This window comes from Dactylosporangium sp. NPDC051541 (assembly GCF_044454505.1).
Lineage (GTDB): Bacteria > Actinomycetota > Actinomycetes > Mycobacteriales > Micromonosporaceae > Dactylosporangium.
Map to the genome: position 1 here is coordinate 610,204 of NZ_JBITDU010000002.1, position 19,065 is coordinate 629,268.

17 protein-coding genes are annotated in these 19,065 nt (G+C 74.6%); 14 read left to right on the forward strand and 3 right to left on the reverse strand.

Features of this window, described 5'->3' with window-relative positions:
- The first annotated feature begins 1 nt into the window (after position 1).
- Complete coding sequence (locus ACIA8L_RS10905) at positions 2–586, forward strand: TetR/AcrR family transcriptional regulator (RefSeq protein ID WP_395902860.1); 585 nt, start codon at positions 2–4, stop codon at positions 584–586.
- Between the two features lie 5 nt (positions 587–591).
- Positions 592–1,029: a VOC family protein gene (locus tag ACIA8L_RS10910; RefSeq protein WP_395902862.1), complete on the forward strand. Its 438-nt coding sequence runs from the start codon at positions 592–594 to the stop codon at positions 1,027–1,029.
- A gap of 18 nt (positions 1,030–1,047) precedes the next feature.
- On the opposite strand, the gene ACIA8L_RS10915 is transcribed toward ACIA8L_RS10910, so the two are convergent.
- The gene (locus tag ACIA8L_RS10915) at positions 1,048–2,256 is read right to left on the reverse strand and encodes an erythromycin esterase family protein (RefSeq protein ID WP_395902864.1); all 1,209 of its coding nucleotides are present in this window, start codon (positions 2,254–2,256) and stop codon (positions 1,048–1,050) included.
- Between the two features lie 26 nt (positions 2,257–2,282).
- Between ACIA8L_RS10915 and ACIA8L_RS10920 the strand changes: the two genes are divergently transcribed.
- Positions 2,283–3,254 (forward strand): hypothetical protein, encoded by a 972-nt coding sequence (locus tag ACIA8L_RS10920; RefSeq protein ID WP_395902867.1) that lies wholly within the window; start codon positions 2,283–2,285, stop codon positions 3,252–3,254.
- Here ACIA8L_RS10920 and ACIA8L_RS10925 read toward each other — a convergent pair.
- Entirely contained in the window at positions 3,227–4,468 is a 1,242-nt protein-coding gene (locus tag ACIA8L_RS10925) for an MFS transporter (RefSeq protein WP_395902869.1), read from the reverse strand. The two genes, ACIA8L_RS10920 and ACIA8L_RS10925, sit on opposite strands and share 28 nt — an antisense overlap.
- A 114-nt stretch (positions 4,469–4,582) precedes the next feature.
- Between ACIA8L_RS10925 and ACIA8L_RS10930 the strand changes: the two genes are divergently transcribed.
- Genes ACIA8L_RS10930 through ACIA8L_RS10945 form a run of 4 tightly spaced genes read left to right on the forward strand, consistent with a single transcriptional unit; the run spans position 4,583 to position 9,355 of the window.
- Complete coding sequence (locus ACIA8L_RS10930; RefSeq protein ID WP_395902872.1) at positions 4,583–5,602, forward strand: chemotaxis protein CheB; 1,020 nt, start codon at positions 4,583–4,585, stop codon at positions 5,600–5,602.
- Positions 5,599–6,336 (forward strand): ATP-binding protein, encoded by a 738-nt coding sequence (locus tag ACIA8L_RS10935; RefSeq protein ID WP_395902874.1) that lies wholly within the window; start codon positions 5,599–5,601, stop codon positions 6,334–6,336. The genes ACIA8L_RS10930 and ACIA8L_RS10935 overlap by 4 nt, the downstream gene beginning before the upstream one ends.
- 9 nt (positions 6,337–6,345) lie before the next feature.
- Positions 6,346–8,202, forward strand: a complete 1,857-nt coding sequence (locus ACIA8L_RS10940; protein WP_395902876.1) for a CheR family methyltransferase — start codon at positions 6,346–6,348, stop codon at positions 8,200–8,202.
- A 22-nt stretch (positions 8,203–8,224) separates the two neighbouring features.
- Positions 8,225–9,355: a SigB/SigF/SigG family RNA polymerase sigma factor gene (locus ACIA8L_RS10945; protein WP_395902877.1), complete on the forward strand. Its 1,131-nt coding sequence runs from the start codon at positions 8,225–8,227 to the stop codon at positions 9,353–9,355.
- Positions 9,356–9,394: 39 nt separating this feature from the next.
- Here the strand turns inward: ACIA8L_RS10945 and ACIA8L_RS10950 are convergent, their stop codons facing one another.
- Complete coding sequence (locus ACIA8L_RS10950) at positions 9,395–10,789, reverse strand: aldehyde dehydrogenase family protein (RefSeq protein ID WP_395902880.1); 1,395 nt, start codon at positions 10,787–10,789, stop codon at positions 9,395–9,397.
- 104 nt (positions 10,790–10,893) lie between these two features.
- Between ACIA8L_RS10950 and ACIA8L_RS10955 the strand changes: the two genes are divergently transcribed.
- Genes ACIA8L_RS10955 through ACIA8L_RS10985 form a run of 7 tightly spaced genes read left to right on the forward strand, consistent with a single transcriptional unit; the run spans position 10,894 to position 19,065 of the window.
- Entirely contained in the window at positions 10,894–12,576 is a 1,683-nt protein-coding gene (locus ACIA8L_RS10955) for a carbamoyltransferase (RefSeq protein ID WP_395902882.1), read from the forward strand.
- The gene (locus ACIA8L_RS10960) at positions 12,573–13,460 is read left to right on the forward strand and encodes a glycosyltransferase family 2 protein (RefSeq protein WP_395902884.1); all 888 of its coding nucleotides are present in this window, start codon (positions 12,573–12,575) and stop codon (positions 13,458–13,460) included. Before ACIA8L_RS10955 ends, ACIA8L_RS10960 begins: the two co-directional genes overlap by 4 nt.
- Positions 13,457–15,016: an HAD-IIIA family hydrolase gene (locus tag ACIA8L_RS10965; RefSeq protein WP_395902886.1), complete on the forward strand. Its 1,560-nt coding sequence runs from the start codon at positions 13,457–13,459 to the stop codon at positions 15,014–15,016. Before ACIA8L_RS10960 ends, ACIA8L_RS10965 begins: the two co-directional genes overlap by 4 nt.
- Positions 15,013–15,957, forward strand: a complete 945-nt coding sequence (locus ACIA8L_RS10970; RefSeq protein WP_395902889.1) for a glycosyltransferase — start codon at positions 15,013–15,015, stop codon at positions 15,955–15,957. Before ACIA8L_RS10965 ends, ACIA8L_RS10970 begins: the two co-directional genes overlap by 4 nt.
- Positions 15,942–17,138: a glycosyltransferase gene (locus ACIA8L_RS10975; RefSeq protein ID WP_395902891.1), complete on the forward strand. Its 1,197-nt coding sequence runs from the start codon at positions 15,942–15,944 to the stop codon at positions 17,136–17,138. The genes ACIA8L_RS10970 and ACIA8L_RS10975 overlap by 16 nt, the downstream gene beginning before the upstream one ends.
- Entirely contained in the window at positions 17,135–17,713 is a 579-nt protein-coding gene (locus tag ACIA8L_RS10980) for an SIS domain-containing protein (protein WP_395902892.1), read from the forward strand. Before ACIA8L_RS10975 ends, ACIA8L_RS10980 begins: the two co-directional genes overlap by 4 nt.
- Positions 17,710–19,065 carry a PfkB family carbohydrate kinase gene (locus tag ACIA8L_RS10985; protein ID WP_395902895.1) on the forward strand — a complete coding sequence of 452 codons (1,356 nt, stop codon included), beginning with the start codon at positions 17,710–17,712 and terminating at the stop codon, positions 19,063–19,065. The genes ACIA8L_RS10980 and ACIA8L_RS10985 overlap by 4 nt, the downstream gene beginning before the upstream one ends.

Sequence of the window (19,065 nt, forward strand, 5' to 3'; positions counted from 1 at the left end):
AATGCTCCGTGAGGAAAAGAAGGCCCGGGCCCGGGCCGCGATGGCCGACGCGGCCGCCGAGCTGTTCGCCGCGCACGGCTACGACAGCGTGGCCATGGCCCAGGTCGCGCGGGCCGCCGGCGTGTCCGAGCAGACGCTGTACAACTACTTCCCGACGAAGGAGAGCCTGGTCTTCGACCAGGCCGACGCGTTCGAGGCGACGATGCTGGCCACCCTCGCCGCGCGCGGCCCGGACACGAGCGTCGTCGACGCCTACGGCCGCTGGCTGCAGGCGTTCCTGCTCGGGCCGGACGCCCGCCGGGCCGTCGAGACGCCCGGCGGCATGGTCCGCCAGATCGCCGTCAGCAACACCCTGCACCGGGCCATGCTCGACCTGGCCCACCGCGTCGCGACCGTCCTCGCCACGCGCCTGCGCGCGGCCGAGGGCTACCCGCCGGCCGCGGCCACGACCCTGGCCGACGCCCTGATCGCGGTGTTCGTGCGCACGGTGGAGCGGCTGAGCACGGCCCCGAGCACCCGGGCCATCCCGGCGATCAGGCGGCAGGCGCGGGAGGCCGTCGAGGCCCTCCGCCCGCTGTTACGGTGATGACCATGGAACAGCGGATCACGCTCGTCACCCTCGGCGTCACCGACCTGGCCCGCTCCACGGCGTTCTACGAACGGCTCGGCTGGCGCGGCCAGGAGAGCGACGCCACCGTCTTCTTCCAGGCCGGCGGCTCGGCCTTCGTCCTGTGGGGCCGCGACAAGCTCGCCGCCGACTCCGGCGTCGCCGACCCGGCCGCGGGCTCCGGCGCGTTCGCCGGCTTCACCCTCGCCCACAACGTCCGCACGCCCGCCGAGGTCGACACGATCCTGGCCGCGGCGGCCGAGGCCGGTGCCACCGTCACCCGCCCGGCCGCGGAGACGTTCTACGGCGGCTACGCGGGCTGCTTCGCCGACCCCGACGGCTACCTGTGGGAGATCGCGCACAATCCCGGCTTCCAGCTCAACGAGGACGGCTCGCTGACGCTGCCCGACTTCGGCGCCTGACCCGGCCCGCAGCGCCGGTCAGGCGGTGACCTGCTCGGTGGTGGAGCTGTGCGGGAGGTTGGCGACGAAGTCGTAGGCGTCGGCGATCGGCGCCTCCTGGTAGCTGTTCATGATGCGAATCCGGTCCGGTCCCCCGGCCCGGCCCCGGGTCGCGCGCAGGTCGGTCAGGGACGAGACCGGGTAGGCGGCCTCGACGCTGCCGTCGACCGGGGGCTCCAGCTCGGCCGCGGCGATGGCCACGCCGCTCGGGGCGTCCGGGTCGGCGCGGTGCGACGAGGTGGTGCCGGCCGCGGCGGTCACGGCGATCGTCAGATACTCCTCACCGAGCTGGTGGGCCAGGTGGTGGCCCATCGCGGACAGGGCGAACGCGGGGGTCCGCACCGGGGTCCGCTGGATGTGGCTGTTGTGTGCGCCGAGGACGATGCGGGTGTCCGGGCCGAGGTTGTCCAGCAGCCACCGGACCGACTCGGCCATGCCGAGATCGCGGGCGGCGACCTTCGGGTGGCTGGTGTCGCCGGACACCCGGGCCGCGTAGCTGCGCAGCGCCTGGTCGAGGAGCGCGGCCAGGCGCAGCTCGTGCCGGGCGACCCGGTAGCCGTACGGTCCCGAGAAGCCGGTGTATTCGGTCTCGAGCGCATCGAAGCGGGCCGCGAGCTCGGCGAACCCGGCGGTGATCCGGTCCCGCACGGCGGGCTCGAGGGCGGCGTAGGCGGCGTGGGAGCGCAGCGCGTGCTCGCCCGCGTACTGGGCGACGTCCTCGGTCAGGCGCCGCACCGAGGGCAGGGCGTCGGGGTCGGTCGCGGTGAGGTACCGCTCCACGCCCCGCAGGCCCGGGAGCGGGGACGCGGTGGAGCCGGGCACGTCGACGCCGAAGAACCGCACCCCGCTCGATCGCATCCAGCTCAGGTGCTCGCGCATCTCCGGGCAGCGGCCCATCGTGTAGGTGATGTGGTCGCGGGCCAGCGCCTCCAGATCGCCGGGGCCGCCGCGGACCCAGTCATCGACGGCCAGGCCCTCGCTGAACCCGGACTCCATCGCGAACACGGTGAAGCCGCAGCGCTCGGTCAGGAAGCGCAGCAGCCGGTGCCGGAACCGGTAGAACTCGTGGACCAGGTGCGCGCTCTCGCCGATCGCCACGACCCGCGCGTGCCGCACCGCCTCGGCCAGGGGTTCCAGGTCGTCGAGCGGCGCGGACGGATCGACGGTGGCCAGGGTGATCGTTTCCACGAGCGGACCCTATCTATCGTGTTGGCATGAGCGCGGAGCAGGTCCTGCAGACCTCCACCACCGCCTCCGGCCACACGCGCACCCTGGCTATCGCCGTCGGGGGCGAGCCGCCCAAGCTCAAGTTCACCGAGAAGTACACCGGCGAGGGCACCGGCTGGATGGGGCGGTTCACCGCGTTCCACGTGGAGGCGCTGCTGGACGCCGCCGATCCCGCGCCGCTCGTCGCGGCCGTCGAGGACGTCGCCCGGGCCGGCCGGCTGCCGCCGGGGAAGGCCCGGGAGCGGGTCGCGGGGCTGCTCGCCGCGACGGGGCTGCTGGTGCGGCGCACGAGCAGCATCCCGTGGGTCCACCTGGACAAGGACGCCACGCTGACGATCGCGCCGGACGGCAATCCCCCGGCCATCACGTTCGCCCGCTACGGCGCCGAGAAGCGGCACGTGGTCATCGAGTACGAGCACCTCGACCGGCTGACCGAGCACCTCACCGGGGCCCGCGCACTGTCCACGGAGGATCGCATCGGCCGGTTCGTCGACGCGTTCGCGGGCATCACGACGCTGGAGCGGGTCGTCGAGCTCTACACCGCGGCCGGCGTGGAGTTCGAGGAGCGCTCCGAGCACCGCTACCCGCTGCTGCGCACGAACCGGACCAGCACGGACTGCCTGTTCACGCTGACGCTGCTGGTGTCGTCGATCGAGGACAGGATCTCGTTCACCGAGTTCTACGACTACGGCGGGCGCCCCGGCGACGCGGGCCGCGAGTACGGCTACAGCGCCGTCACGTCGTACTCCTCGCTGGAACCGCTGCTCGCCTACCTGCGGGCGCACCTCGGCCTGGACGAGCCGGCGACGCTCGACGCGTGCTTCCGGGAGCTGCTCGCCCGGGGCGTCCTCGGTGACGGGCACGCGATCGAAGGCAACCGCGACACCGTGGGCGAACTGTTCACGGCGGCCGGCGTGCGGTACACCCCGGATCATTGGGTCTGGTTCAACAGTGACTGACGTTCGGCCGCCGGTGCCACCCGGCGCAGGTGGCGCACGGCCGGGATGCACAGCAGCGCGACGCAGCCGAGGGCGCTGACGGCGACCGACGTGCCGAGCACCGCCTCCGCGCCGACCAGCACCGCGACCGGGCCGGCGAGGGCCTGACCGATCGGCAGGCTGCCGTCTGAGCCGAAGACCTCATACGAGGTGATCCGGTTGAGCATCGCCGGTGGCACGTTGGTCTGGACGCTCGTCTGCCACATCACCGACCAGAACGACCAGGCCGCGCCGTTGACGGCGGCCGCGCCGAGCAGCACCGGCAGCGTCGCGTGCAGGGCGATGGCGAGCGGGAGCAGCCCGTAGCCGAACATGGCGAGCGCGCCGGCCGCGAGGGGGCGGCCCGGGCGCAGGCGCAGGGCGAGCAGGCCGCCGACGATCGCCCCGGCGGCCAGGCCGGACTCGGTCCAGCCGTATGCGGGGGCGCCGAGCCGGCCGCTGATGAGCACCGAGCCGAGCGGGATGAGCGGGCCGAAGAGCAGCACGCCGTAGACGATCCAGACGAGGATGACGCTCCAGATCCACGTCCGGGACCGGAACCCGTGCCAGCCCTCGACGAGGTCGCGCAGCGGCGACGAGCCGGACGCGGCCGGGGTGCCCCGCAGCCGCAGGCCGGCCAGGCAGAGGCCGCTGATGGCGAAGGTGGCGGCGTCGACGGCGTAGAGCGGGCCGGCCCCGAGCAGCCCGAAGAGCAGACCGGCGGTCGCCGGGCCGAGCAGCTGCGCGATGGACGTGGAGATCTTGATCGTGGCGTTGGCCCGGTGCGGGTCGTCGGTGACCAGGGGCATGATGCCGTTCACCCCGGGCTGGAAGGCGGCCGCGGAGATCCCGCTGACGGCCGAGCAGACCATCAAAAGCCACATTTGGGGGGTACCGCCAAAAAACGCCGCCGCGACCGTTCCCTGCGCCACCAGCCGGACGAGGTCGGCCCCGAGCATCAGCGGCCGGGCCCCGATCCGGTCCGCGAACACCCCGCCGAACAGGATGCTGGCCAGGAACGGCACGGTGTAGGCGGCCAGGACCAGGCCCACGCCGGTCGCGCCGTAGAGGTGCCCGACGGCGAGGGCCGAGGCGACGACCAGCATCGCGTCGCCGTAGACGGACACGGCTCGAGCGACGAAGTATCGCGTGAAGTTCCCGGTCCACAGCACGACCCCGACCCCATCATGATCCACGCCGCGGCGCCACCCGGAATCGTGCTGGTGACATTCCGAACGGTTTAACCCCGCGGCGTGGAGGGTAACTGGCGACCCCGTGATCGGGTCATGGACGGCGTAGCATTCATGAGTATGGCGGAGCCCCGCGGGATCGTCGTCGTCGGTGCGTCCGCCGGGGGCGTCGAGGCGCTGCGTGCCTTCTGCGGCGGGCTGCCCGCCGACCTGCCCGGTGCGGTGTGCATAGTGCTGCACATCCCCCGGGCCGGTGGCACCGCGCTGCCGCACATCCTGAGCCGGTCCGGGCCGCTGCCGGCCGAGCACCCAAGCGACGGCGCGGCGCTGGAGTCCGGGCGGGTCTACGTCGCCCCGCCCAACCAGCACCTGCTGATCCGCGACGGACGGATCCGGCTCTCGCACGGCCCGGTGGAGAACGGCCACCGCCCCGCCGCCGACCCGCTGTTTCGCTCGGCCGCGCGCTGGTGGGGCGCGTCCGCGCTCGGCGTGGTGCTCTCCGGCAACCGCGACGACGGGTCCTACGGCCTGGCCGAGCTGGCCCGGCAGGGCGGCGTCGCGCTGGTCCAGGACCCGCACGAGGCGCTGTATCCGTCCATGCCCCGCCACGCCGCCGCGCAGGTGCCCACCGCCCGGGCGCTGCCCGCCGCGATGATGGGTGCGGCGCTGGCGGAGTTGCTGGCCGGGCTGCCGGGGCCGGCGCCACGGGACGCCGTCGAGCAGGCGGCGCTGGATGCGGAGGATGCCATGGCCGGGATGGAGGCCGTGACGGCCGACCAGATCGGCGGGATACCCGCCGGCTTCGGCTGCCCGAACTGCCACGGTGCGCTGTTCGAGATGCCGCCACCGGGCGGCCGGTTCCGCTGCCGGGTCGGGCACGCCTGGTCGGCCGCGGGCCTGCTGGAGGAGCTCGGCGGGGCCCTCGAAGGCGCGCTGTGGATGGCACTGCGCAGCCTCGAGGAGAAGGCCGCCCTGAGCCGGCGGATGGCCGACTCGGCGCTGGTCGGCGGGTTCAAGCCGACCGCACAGCGCTACTCGGAGGCGGCCGGTGAGGCCGAGACCGCCGGCAAGACGATCCGGCAGCTCATCGAGCGGCTCGGAGACCTGTCCGGGGACGTGCCGGAGGACGCACTGTCATGACGATCGAACACGAACTGACCTGCACCCACGAGCCGGACTTCCCGGTGGCGGTGGTGCACGCGGCCGGGCGGCTGACCTTCGCCACCGTGCCCATGCTGCGCAACGCCGGCCAGAAGGCGCTGACGGACCAGCCGGAGGTGCTGCTCATCGACGTGTCCGCGCTGGAGGCCGTCGACGACATCACCCTCACGGCGTTCCCGATGATCGCCCGCAACGGCGTGGAGACCGGCACCGACGTGATGCTGGTCGGGCCCGGTCCGGCCCTGGTCGAGCAGCTGGAGCGGCTCGGCGTCGCCCGCCAGGTCCCGGTGCACGCCGGCCTGGCCGAGGCGATCGCCGCGCACGGGCGGCTGCCCGGGCCCCGCCGGGTCGAGCTGGCGCTGCCCGCGCTGCCGGCGGCCACCGCCTCGGCCCGGGAGCTCGTCGACCAGGCCTGCACGACGTGGCGGCTGCCGCACCTGGCCGACACCGCCGCGCTGATCGTGACCGAGCTCGTCGCCAACGCCGTCGAGCACGCCGGCACGCCGATCCGGGTCACCGTCGCCCTGCGCGACCGGCATCTGCACCTGGCCGTGCGCGACGAGAGCCCGCTGCCCCTGGAGCGCTCCGGCGAAGACGAGGAGCCGGGGCGGGGCCTGTTGATCGTGGAGGGCATGGCCTCGGCATGGGGTTGTCTGCATACCGCGGGCGGAAAGGTGGTGTGGGCGACCCTGCGGCGCGAGCCCAAGCGGTAGCGTGACGCGGTGACCCAGACCGATCCGGACTTCGAGGCCCTCCTGGTCTATCTCAAGGAGGCCCGCGGCTTCGACTTCACCGGCTACAAGCGTTCGAGCCTGGTGCGCCGCGTCGAACGGCGGATGTCGCAGGTGCCGCCGGACGACTACGCCGAATACCTGGACTACCTGCAGGTGCATCCGGACGAGTTCACGGCCCTGTTCAACACCATCCTGATCAACGTGACCGGGTTCTTCCGCGACCCGGACGCCTGGTCCGCCCTGAGCCGCGAGGTCCTCCCCCGCCTCATCGACGAGCACGAGGGTCCCCTGCGCGTGTGGAGCGCCGGGTGCGCGTCGGGCGAGGAGGCGTACACCCTGGCCATGGCCCTGGCCGAGGCGATGGGCGCGGAACGGTTCCGGGAGCGGGTCAAGATCTACGCGACCGACGTCGACGAGGAGAGCCTCGCCCACGCCCGGCAGGCCACCTACGGTGAGCGCGACCTCCAGCACCTCGAGCCCGAGCTCCTGGAGCGCTACTTCGAGCCCGCCGGCGGCCGCTTCACCTTCCGCAAGGACCTGCGCCGCTCGATCATCTTCCGCCGCAACGACCTTGTGCAGGACGCCCCGATAAGCCGTATCGACCTGCTGGTGTGCCGCAACGCGCTGATGTACTTCAACGCCGAGACGCAGACTCGGATCCTGTCGCGCTTCCACTTCGCCCTCGCCCCCGGCGGCGTGCTGTTCCTCGGCAAGGCCGAGATGCTGCTCAGCCACGCCAACCTGTTCACGCCCCTGGACCTCAAGCGGCGGATGTTCCGCAAGGTGTCCCGGCCGGTCCTCAACGGCGGGGCCTACCTGGCCGAGCCGACCCACACGCCGCCGCGCACCGAGCTGTTCGGGCTGGACCGGCTGCGCAACGAGGCGTTCATGGCCAGCCCGGTCGCACAGGTCGTGGTCACCGCCGACGGCCTGGTCGCGCTGACCAACCGGCACGCCGAGACGCTGTTCGGGGTGTCACCGCGCGACATCGGCCGGCCCTTCCGCGACCTCGACCTGTCCTACCGCCCCGTCGAGCTGCGCGGATACATCGAGCAGGCCCAGGTCGAGCGGCGGGTCACCCGCATCGACGACGTGGAGCTGGCCACCGGCGCCGGCGAGAAGCAGTTCCTGAACATCCTGATCCACCCGTTGATCGACTCCGACGCGGGGCTGCTCGGCGTCGTGGTGATCTTCCAGGACATGAGCGCGTCGCGGCGCCTGCAGGACGAGCTCGAGCACGCCAACCGGCAGCTGGAGACCGCCTACGAGGAGCTGCAGTCCACCAACGAGGAGCTGGAGACCACCAACGAGGAGCTGCAGTCCACGGTCGAGGAGCTGGAGACCACCAACGAGGAGCTCCAGTCGACCAATGAGGAGCTGGAGACGATGAACGACGAGCTCCAGTCGATCAACGACGAGCTGCGGGAGCGCACCGCCGAGCTCAACGACGCCAACTCGTTCATGGAGGCGATCCTCACCAGCCTGCAGGCCGGCGTGGTGGTCCTGGACCGCGAGATGCACATCCTGGTGTGGAACCGCCGCTCCGAGGACCTGTGGGGCCTGCGCCCCGACGAGGCCGTCGGCCAGCACTTCCTCAACATCGACATCGGATTGTCGACCGGCCAGCTGCGTCCCCTGATCCGCGATGTGCTCAGCGGCCGATCGGAACGGGAAGAATCGGAACAGGCCGCGGTGAACCGCCGGGGGCGTACGGTCGAGTTGAGGGTGGTGTGCACACCGCTGACGAGTGAGACCGCCGGGGTCATCGGGGCGATTCTCGTGATGGAAGTGGGCACGGGTGCGAATCCGGCGGCTCACGGTGCACTGCCGCCGACATCGGCATAGCGTGGGGGGCAAGGGGGCGGTCATGGACTTGACGATCTTGGTATCGCAGCGCCCGGACGCGACGCTCCTGGAGTGCTCCGGGGTGCTGGACTACGCGTCAGCGCCATACCTGCGGCAGATCGTGTTCGAGCAGTTCGACGCGCGGACGGCGCAGATCGCCGTCGACGTGCGGCAGGTCCGGCTGATCGACGCGGCCGCGATCAAGATCCTGGTGTACCTGCAGCACCGCGGCGAGCAGCTCGAGGCCGAGCTGCACGTGTGCGGGGCGACCGGGGTCGCGCTGTCGGCGCTGGAGATCGCGGGCGCGGCGAAGCAGCTCGGCGTGTACGAGCCGCTCGACTGGCCGCTGCGGGAGCGGGAACGGCGGGCCGTCGACCTCGAGCAGGTCGAGCTCGGCCACGGCCAGTGGCCGGCCGGGGTCACCGAACGCCTGCTGCGCATGGCCCAGCTCGACCCGGCCGACCCGGCCCGGGCCCGGATCCGCGGCCAGGTGATCGAGCAGTGCCTGCCGGCCGCGCACCGCCTGGCCCGCCGCTACGACGGCGGCAGCGAGCCCGCCGCCGACCTGGCCCAGGTCGCGGCGCTGGGCCTGGTCAAGGCCGTCGACGGGTTCGACCCGCAGCACGGCACGGAGTTCGGCACCTACGCGACCCCGACGATCACCGGCGAGCTCAAGCGGCACTTCCGCGACCGCTCCTCCGGCGTCCGGCTGCCGCGGCGGCTGCAGGAGCTGCGGATGGCCGTCAACCACGCCCGCGACGCGCTCACCCAGCAGCTCGGCCGCTCACCCACGGTGCCCGACATCGCCGCGCACACCGGCCTCAGCGAGGAGCAGGTGATCGAGGCCGTCGGCGCGACCCAGGCCTACCGCCCGCTGTCGCTGGACGTGCCCACCCCCGGCATGGACGACGAGAGCACCATGCTTGACACGCTGGGCGGCGAGTCCCCGGAGTTCGCCCTGGTCGAATACCGCGAGTCGCTGCGCCGGATCATCGCCCGCCTGCCCGAGCGCGAGCAGCGCATCCTGTCCATGCGCTTCTACGGCAACCTGTCCCAGCTGGAGATCGCCAAGCAGGTCGGCCTGTCGCAGATGCACGTCTCCCGCCTGCTGGCCCACGCCCTGGGCTTCTTGCGCCGCCACCTGGCCGAATAGTCCACCGGGCCGAAGAGCGTCGACACCCGCCGGGCGCCGTCACCAGCCGCCGGGCGGGGACTCCAGGTGGACGACCTTCGTGGCGGTCATCTCGTCGAGCAGTTCGGGGCCGTAGCCGAAGCCCTGGCCGCTGCCGCGGCGGGGGTGGGCCGCGCCGCCGGGGGCGCCACCGAAGACGGCGTTGATCTTCACGGTGCCGACCTCCAGCTGCTGCCAGGCCCAGTGGGCGTTGCTCATCGACGCGGTCAGGACGGTTGCGGCCAGGCCGTACGGTGATCTTGCCGCGCAGCGCAGGGCCTCGTCGAACGACGCCACCGTGACCACCGGGGCGACCGGGCCGAACGTCTCCGTCTCCACGACCCGCATCTCGTCCGTGCAGCCGGCCAGGACCGTCGGGGGGTACCAGGCGCCCGGGCCGTCCGGGATCACGCCACCGGCCAGCAGCCGCGCGCCCCGGTCGACCGCGTCGACGACCTGGCCGTGCACGCCGCCGCGGTGCCGCACGTCGACCAGCGGGCCGATCTCGGTCGCGGCCGCCTCCTTGACCAACGCCGTGAGGAACTCCTCGGCGATGTCCGCGTGCACGTAGATGCGCTCGACGGACACGCAGATCTGCCCCGCGTTGGCGAACGCGCCCACGGCGGCCTGCGCGGCCGCCCAGGCCGGATCGACCCCGGCGTCGACGATGAGCGGGTCGCAGCCACCGTTCTCCAGCAGCGCCTTCGCCCCGGTGCGGGCGGCCGCGGCGGCGATCGCGCGGCCGGTCGCGGTCGAGCCGACGTGCGCGACGACGTCGACGGCCGACTCGGCCAGCGCCGCGCCGGTGGAGCCGCCGCCGGCCAGCATCGACAGCACGCCCGGCGGGACGTGCGGGGCCAGGAGCTTCGTGAGCAGCCAGCCGGTCGCCGGGGTCCGCTCGCTGGGCTTGTACACGACCGCGTTGCCGGTCGCCAGCGCGGCCCCGAGCAGGCCGCACGAGACGGCCACCGGATCGTTCCAGGGGGTGATGGCGGCCACGACCCCGCGCGGCTCCCGGACCATCAGATCGAGGGCGCCCGGGTCCCCGCCGAGGGTCCGGCCGGAGTGTAGCTGACCCAGCTCGGCGTACTGCCGCAGCGTCCCGACGCCGGCCGCGATCGACCCGGCCGCCTCCGCCTCGGGCTTGCCCATCTCCGCTGACATCGTCCGCGCGAGCACGTCGGTGGCCTGCTCGACGGCGTTGGCCGCGGCCCGCAGCGCCTCCGCCCGGGCCGCCGGTGCCGTCGCGGCCCAGTCCGGCTGCACCGCCCGCGCCCCGGCCACGGCCGCCGCGACCTCGTGCGGCGTGGCCGCCGGGAAGCTCGCCACCGGCTTGCCGATGAACGGGTCGATCACGTTCGACAGGTCGCCGCCGGCGGACCACCGCCCGGCGATCAGGTGCTCAACGATGTGCATGAGGAGCCCAGCTTCCCGCATCGGGAACTGGTCAAACGCTTCTGCGGCAGAACCGTTCCCAGAAGCCGGAATCGGTTCTGCCGGAGAACCGATTTGGTTGGCCGGTGCGGCCCCGGGTAGGCGGCTGGGGCATGAAGGTGCTGGGAGTCAACGCGATCTTCCACGACCCGGCGGCCGCCCTGGTCATCGACGGACGCACGGTCGCCGCGGCCGAGGAGGAGCGCTTCAGCCGCCGCAAGCACGGCAAGCGGCCGGTGCCGTTCTCCGCCTGGGAGCAGCCGGAGCTGGCCGCCGCCTGGTGCCTGCGGGAGGCCGGGCTGCGGCCGGAGGACCTCGACGCGGTCGCCTACTCCTTCGACCCGGCCCTGTGCGGCGACCTGACCGCGATGGGCGTCGACGACCCGGCCGACGCGCTGCGCGTCGACTACGCGCGGCGGGCCCCGCAGTTCCTGGCCGCGGCCCTGCCCGGGCTCGACCCGCAGCGGGTCCGGTTCGTGCCGCACCACGTCGCCCACGCCGCCTCCGCGGGGCTGGCCGCCGGTGGTGACGGCGCGGTCCTCGTGCTCGACGGCCGCGGCGAGGCGGCCAGCCACCTGGCCGGGGTGTACCGCGGCGGCGAGCTGACCACCCTGGCCGCGCAGCGCCTGCCGCACTCCCTGGGCCTGCTGTACGAGGACCTGACCCGGCATCTGGGGTTCCTGCACTCCAGCGACGAGTACAAAGTGATGGCCCTGGCCTCCTACGGCCGCCCCCGGTTCCTGGCCGAGCTGCGCGAGCTCGTGCACACCACCGGCGACGGCGGCTTCCGGGTCGGGCCGATCGACTGGCCGGCCCTCGCCAAGGCCCGCGCGGCCGACGGCGAGATGACCGACGACCACGCGGACCTGGCCTCCTCGGTGCAGACGCGGCTCGAGGAAGTACTGCTGGAGCTGGCGCATTGGCTGCATGCGGCGGCCGGCGGGCCCTCGACGCTGACGATGGCGGGCGGGGTCGCGCTGAACTGCGTCGCCAACGCGCGGATCGCGGCTGAAGGGCCGTTCCAGCGGGTCTGGGTGCAGCCCGCGGCCGGGGACTCCGGCACCGCACTCGGGGCCGCGCTGCACCTCGCCGCCGCGGCCGGCCCGGTCGAGCCGATGCGCGGAGCCGACCTCGGCCGCGGCTGGAGCGACACCGAACTGGAGGCGGAGCTGCGGCGGGCGGCGCTGCCCTACACCCGCCCGGCCGACATCGCGGCCGAGGCGGCCGAGGTCCTCGCCCGCGGCGGGATCGTGGCCTGGTATCAGGGGCGCAGCGAATACGGGCCGCGGGCGCTCGGGCACCGCTCGCTGCTCGCGCACCCCGGCGAGCGGGAGATGACGGCCCGGATGAACGACGTCAAGGGGCGCGAGCAGTTTCGCCCGATCGCGCCGATGGTGCGGGCCGAGCGCTTCGGTGACGTGTTCGACGGGGTGTACCCGAGCCCGTACATGCTCTTCGTGCACCGGGTGAAGCCGGACTGGGTGGCGCGGATCCCGGCCGTCGTGCACGTCGACGGGACGGCGCGGGTCCAGACAGTACACCCGGAGTCCGAACCCTTGGTGGCGAGACTGCTGGCCGAGTTCGAGGCCCGCACCGGCCTGCCGGTGGTCGTCAACACGTCGCTCAACACCGCCGGGCGGCCCATGGCCGACACCCCGCGGGAGGCGATGGAGCTCTTCGGCTCCGCCCCGGTCGACCTGCTCGCACTGGGGCCCTTCGCGGTCCACCGGGCGGCGGTGTGCACGACAGCCGGCGGCGACGCTCGGTGAACGTCAGTATCGTCGTGCCGACCGTCGGCCGGTCCACGCTGGGCCGGCTGCTCGACGCGCTCGGGCCGCTGCCGCCGGAGGTGGAGCTGCTCGTCGTCGAGGACACCGAGCGGCGCGGACCGGCCTGGGCCCGCAACACCGGCTGGCGCTCGGCGAACGGCGAGTGGGTCGTGTTCCTCGACGACGACGTCATCCCTGGCCCCGGCTGGTATCGGCGGCTCGTGCGCGACCTCGACGTCCGCGCCGACGTCGGCGCGGTCCAGGGCCGCATCCGGGTGCCGCGGCCCGCGGGGCGCCGCCCGACCGACTGGGAGCGGGTCACCATCGGCCTGGAGGACGGGGCCTGGCTCACCGCCGACATCGCCTACCGGCGGCCGGCCCTCGCCGCGGCCGGCGGCTTCGACGAGCGGTTCCCCCGCGCGTTCCGCGAGGACGCGGACCTGGCCTACCGGGTCCGGCGGGCCGGCTGGCGGCTGCTGCGCGGCGAGCGGACGGTCACCCACCCGGTGCGCCCGGAGAGCCCGTGGGTCAGCCTGCGCACCCAGCGCGGCAACGCCGACGACGCCCTGCTGCGCCGCCTCTACGGGCCGCGCTGGCGGGCACTCCTGGAGATCCCACCCGGCCGCCGGGGCCGGCACGCGCTCATCACCGCCGCGGCCGCCGGTGCGCTCGGCGCCGCGCTGCTGCCCGGCCGGTGGAAGTGGCTGGCGGCGGGCCTCGCGTTCGCGTGGGCGGCGGGCACGGCCGAGTTCGCCACGGCCCGGATCGCGCCCGGCCCCGCGGACCCGGCCGAGGTGGCCACGATGGCCGTCACCAGTGTCCTCATCCCCCCGCTGGCGGTCGGGCACTGGCTGGCCGGCCGGTGGAAGTGGCGAGCGGCATGAACGTCTACGACGCCGTGCTGTTCGACCGCGACGGGACACTGATCGCGGACGTGCCGTACAACGGCGATCCCGCGCTGGTCCGGCCGATGCCGGGAGCCCGCGCCGCCCTGGAACGGCTGCGCGCCACCGGCCTGCGCCTCGGGGTCGTCACCAACCAGTCCGGCCTGGCCGCCGGCCGGTTCACCGCCGAGCAACTGCGGCTCGTCAACGCCCGGGTCGACGAGCTGCTCGGCCCGTTCGACACCTGGCAGGTCTGCCCGCACGCCGACGCCGACGGCTGCCCCTGCCGCAAACCCCGGCCGGGCCTGATCCACGCGGCCGCGGCGGCGCTGCGGACCACGCCCGAGCGGTGCGTCGTCGTCGGTGACATCGGCCGCGACATGGCCGCCGCCCTCGCCGCCGGAGCCGCCGGCATCCTCGTCCCGACACCGGTCACCCGGCCCGCGGAGGTGGCCGCGGCCCCGGCCGTCGCCGCCGACCTGCGCGACGCCGTCGAGCTGATCCTGCGCCGCGACGAGCTGCACCCGACCGGCGTGCGCCACCCCCACACCGCGGCCACCGTCCTGGTCGTGCGCCCCGACTCCGCCGGCGACGTGCTCGTCACCGGCCCCGCCATCCGCGCGGTCGCGGCCGCCGCCGGCCGGGTGGTGCTGCTGTGCGGGCCGCGCGGGCGGGCCGCGGCCGAGCTGCTGCCCGGCGTCGACGAGGTCGTCGAGTGGCGGCTGCCGTGGATCGACCCCGCCCCGGACCCCGTCGACCGGGCCGGCACTGACGCGCTCGTCGCCCGCCTGGCCGCCGTCGGCGCCGACGAGGCCGTCGTCTTCACCTCGTTCCACCAGTCGCCGCTGCCGACCGCGCTGCTGCTGCGCCTGGCCGGGGTCGAGCGGATCAGCGCGATCAGCGACGACTACCCCGGCTCGCTGCTGGACGTGCGGCACCGGGTGCCGCCGGGCGTCGCCGAGGCGGAGCGGGCCCTGTCCCTCGCCGCCGCGGCCGGGTTCCCGCCGCCGCCCGGCGACGACCTGCGGCTGCGGATCCGCCAGGTGCCGGCCGCGCCCGAGCCCGGGCCGTTCGTCGTCATGCACCCCGGCGCGTCGGTGCCGGCCCGGGCCTGCCCGCCGGACGTGTCCGCGCGGATCGTCGCCGCGCTGGCCGCCGCCGGGCACCGGGTGCTCGTCACCGGCTCGGCCGCCGAGCGGGAGCTCACCGCCGGCGTGGCCGGCGGGCACGGCGTCGACCTCGGCGGCGCGTTCGCGCTGGCCGGCCTCGCGGGCCTGCTCGCGGCCGCGGACTGCGTCGTGGTCGGCAACACCGGCCCGGCCCACCTGGCCGCGGCCGTCGGCACCCCGGTCGTGAGCCTCTACGCCCCGACCGTCCCCTTCGGACAGTGGGCGCCGTATCGGGTGCCCCTCGCGCGCCTCGGCGACGCGGCCGCGCACTGCCGCGACAGCCGGGCCGTGATCTGCCCGGTCGGCGGCCACCCGTGCCTGGCCGGGGTCGACCCGGCGGCCGTCGTCGACGCCGTCGAACTGCTCAGCGCGAGGAGGCACGCGTGAACATCCTGCTGTGGCACGTCCACGGCTCGTGGACCACCGCGTTCGTCCAGGGCAAGCACCAGTACCTGCTGCCGGTCACCGACGACCGGGGGCCGTGGGGTCGCGGCCGGGCCCGGACCTGGGACTGGCCCGAATCCGTGCGGGAGGTCCCGTTCGAGGACATCGCCCGGACCCCGATCGACCTCGTCGTGCTGCAGCGCCCCGAGGAGCTGGAGCTATTGTCCATGTGGGCTCCGGCCGCGGTGGCGCCGAAGGTGTACCTCGAGCACAACACCCCGACGGGTGACGTGCCCGCGACCAGGCATCCGATGGCCGACCGGGACGACCTCGCCATCGTCCACGTCACCCACTTCAACGCCCTGTTCTGGGACTGCGGCGGCACCCGGGCCACGGTCATCGAGCACGGCGTCGTCGAGCCCGCGGCCCGCTACACCGGCGAGCTGGAGCGCCTCGCGATCGTCACCAACGAGCCGGTCCGCCGGGGCCGGGTGACCGGCACCGACCTCTTCCCGCGCTTCGCCGCGGCCGCGCCCCTCGACGTCTTCGGCATGGGCGTGGCCGGACTGGCGAGTGAGCGCATCGCCGTCTTCGACGACCCGCCGCAGGCCGCGATGCACGCCGAACTGGCCCGCCGCCGCGCCTACCTGCACCTGTGCCGCTGGACCTCGCTCGGGCTGTCCTTGATCGAGGCGATGACCATCGGGGTGCCGGTCGTCGCCCTGGCCACCACCGAGGCCGTCGAGGCCGTGCCGCCGGACGCGGGTGTGCTCTCGACGAACGTCGACGCGCTCGTCGACGCGGCCCTGTGGCTCATCGAATCACCCGAGGACGCCCGGCGCCTCGGGGCCGCCGGCCGGGCCGCGGCGCGCCGCCGCTACGGCCTGGACCGCTTCCTGGCCGACTGGGACCACCTGCTGGAGGAATTGTGCGCATCGCGTTGATCTCCGAACACGCCAGCCCCCTCGTGCCGCCCGGGGCGCAGGACGCCGGCGGGCAGAACACGCACGTGCGCGAGCTGTCGACGGCCCTGGCCGCGCTCGGCCACGACGTGCGGGTCTACACCCGCCGCGACGCCACGGGCCGCCCGCCCACGGTGGCGATGGGCGACGGCGTGTCGGTCGTGCACGTCCCGGTGGGTCCGGCGGAGGCGCTGCCGAAGGACGCCCTGCTGCCCTACATGGGCGACTTCGGCCGCTGGCTGGGCGCGCAGTGGGACCGTGACCCGTGGGCGCCGGACGTGGTGCACGCCCACTTCTGGATGAGCGGGCTGGCCGCGCTGACCGCCGCCGGGCCGCTGCGGCTCCCCGTGGTGCAGACGTTCCACGCCCTCGGCATCGTCAAGCGGCGGCATCAGGGCGCCGCCGACACCAGCCCGCCGCAGCGGATCGGCTTCGAACGCCACATCGGCCGCCATGCCGACCGGGTCGTCGCACAGTGCCGCGACGAGGCCCGCGAGCTGACCCGCCTCGGCGTCCCCCGCAACCGCATCGCGCTGGTGCCCTCCGGAGTCGACCTGGACCGCTTCACCCCGGACGGCCCGCCGGTCGCGCTGGCCCCGGCCGGCCGCCGCATCGTCTCCGTCGGGCGGCTGGTGGAGCGCAAAGGATTCGCCGATCTGATTCGAGCCCTGCCATTGGTACCGCATGCGGCCTGCCACATCCTCGGGGGCCCGGCCGACGCCGAGGCGGCCCGCCTGCGCCGCGTCGCCAAGGAGTGCGGCGTCCTCGAGCGGGTGCACCTGGAGGGGCCGGTCCCGGCGGCCGAGATGCCGGCCTGGTACCGCGCCGCCGACGTCGTCGCCGCGGTCCCCTGGTACGAGCCGTTCGGCCTCACGCCCCTGGAGGCCATGGCCTGCGGCCGCCCGGTCGTCGCCACCGCCGTCGGCGGACTGCTGGACACCGTCGTCGAGGGCGTCACCGGTGACCTGGTGCCGGCCCGCGACCCGCACGCCATCGGCCACGCCCTGCGCCGACTGCTCGACGACGACATGCGCCGCTACGGCTACGCCGCGGCCGCGCTGGACCGGGCCCGGACCCGATACTCCTGGCGGCGCACGGCGGAGCAGCTGGAGGCGCTCTACCGCACGACCGCCGGTGCCCACGCCGAGGCGGTGGCCGGATGAACCCGCTGCAGGCCCACTTGGCCGCGCTCGCCGCGGCGATCGGCCCGTTCGGGCAGGCCGCCGACCGGCTCGAGCGCTGGGGCCGGCACCTGGCGAGCGTCCTCGGCGACGGCGGGCGGCTGCTCGTGTGCGGCAACGGCGGCAGCGCGGCCCAGGCCCAGCATCTGGCGGCCGAGCTGACGGGGCGGCTGCGGGAGGAGCGCATCCCGCTGTCGGCGATCGCCTTGTGCGCGGACTCGTCGGCGGTGACGGCCATCGCCAACGACTACGGGTACGAGGAGGTCTTCGCCCGCCAGGTCCTCGCACACGGCCGCTCCGGTGACGTCCTCATCGCCATGTCGACCAGCGGCCGCAGCCCCAACGTGCTCGCGGCCGTGACCGCGGCCCGCGGCGCCGGCCTGCACACCTGGGCCCTGACCGGCCCCCGCCCCAGCCCGCTGGCCGAACTGTGCGACGAGGCCGTGCGCTGCCCGGGCGACGGACCGGTCGTGCAGGAGCTGCACCTCGTGGCCGCCCACGTGATCTGCGAACACGTCGACGCCGAGCTGCGCCAGCACCGCCTGGTCGCCTCATGAGCGCGCGCCTGGTGGTCGTCGGCGACACGCTCCTGGACCGGGACGTGGACGGCAGCGTTCGGCGGGTCAGCCCGGACGCGCCCGCGCTGGTCCTCGACGAGGAGTCCACTGTGGACCGGCCGGGCGGGGCCGGGCGGGCCGCGACGCTGGCCGCCGCCGACGGGCTGGACGTGACGCTGGTGACCGCGCTCGCCGACGACGCCGGGGGGCTGCGCCTGGCCGAGCTGCTCACCGCCGCGGACGTGCGGCTGCACGCGGTGAGGCTGCCCGGCGCGACACCCGAGAAGGTCCGGCTCCGGGCCCGGGGCCAGGTGCTGCTGCGCCTCGACCGCGGCGGCGCCGACCCGGCACCCCCGGCCGACCCGGGTGACCTGCGGCCGCTGTTCGACGCGGCCGACGCCATTCTGGTCAGCGACTACGGCCGCGGACTCACCGCGCGGCCGGGGCTGCGGGCGGCGCTGACGGAAACCGGCACGCCGATCGTCTGGGACCCGCACCCGCGCGGCTCGGCGCCGGTGCCCGGGGTGCGCCTCGCCACGCCGAACGAGGCCGAGGCCCGCCTGCTCAGCGACGACGCCGGCGGTGGCGGGCGGATCGCCGCCGCCACCCGGGCCGGGCAGGAACTGCGGCGGCGGTGGCGGGCCGGCGCCGTGGCCGTCACGACCGGCGCGGCCGGGGCCGTGCTGTGCCACGCCGGGCCGACACCGCTCGTCGTGCCCGCCCCGCAGGTGGCCGAGGGGGACACCTGCGGGGCCGGCGACCGGTTCGCCGCCACCGCCACCGCCGCCCTGGCCGCCGGGGCGCTGCCGTCGGAGGCCGTGGCGGCCGCGGTCGCCGCCGCCACCGCGGCGATCGGCCTCCACCGGGTCGACAACACCGTTGTGCCGGCCGGACCCGTGCACGACGTCGTCGCCCGGGTCCGGGCCGCCGGCGGGACCATCGTGGCCACCGGCGGCTGCTTCGACCTGCTGCACGCCGGGCACATCGCCACCCTCGAGGCGGCCCGGGCGCTCGGCGACTGCCTGGTCGTCTGCCTCAACTCCGACACCGGCGTGCGGTCGCTGAAAGGCCCGGACCGCCCCGTCGTGGCCGAGGCCGACCGGACCCGGCTGCTGGAGGCGCTCAGCTGCGTCGACGCCGTCGTCGTGTTCGACGAGCCGACCCCTGAGGCGACCCTGGCCTGGCTGCGCCCCGACATCTGGGTCAAGGGGGGCGACTACACCGACGGCGGCCCGGCCCTGCCCGAAGCCGGACTCGTCAAGCAGTGGGGCGGGCAGACCGTCATCGTGCCGTACCTCGACGGCCGCTCCACCACCGGACTCATCTCGACCGCACGCTCGAAGGGACACTGA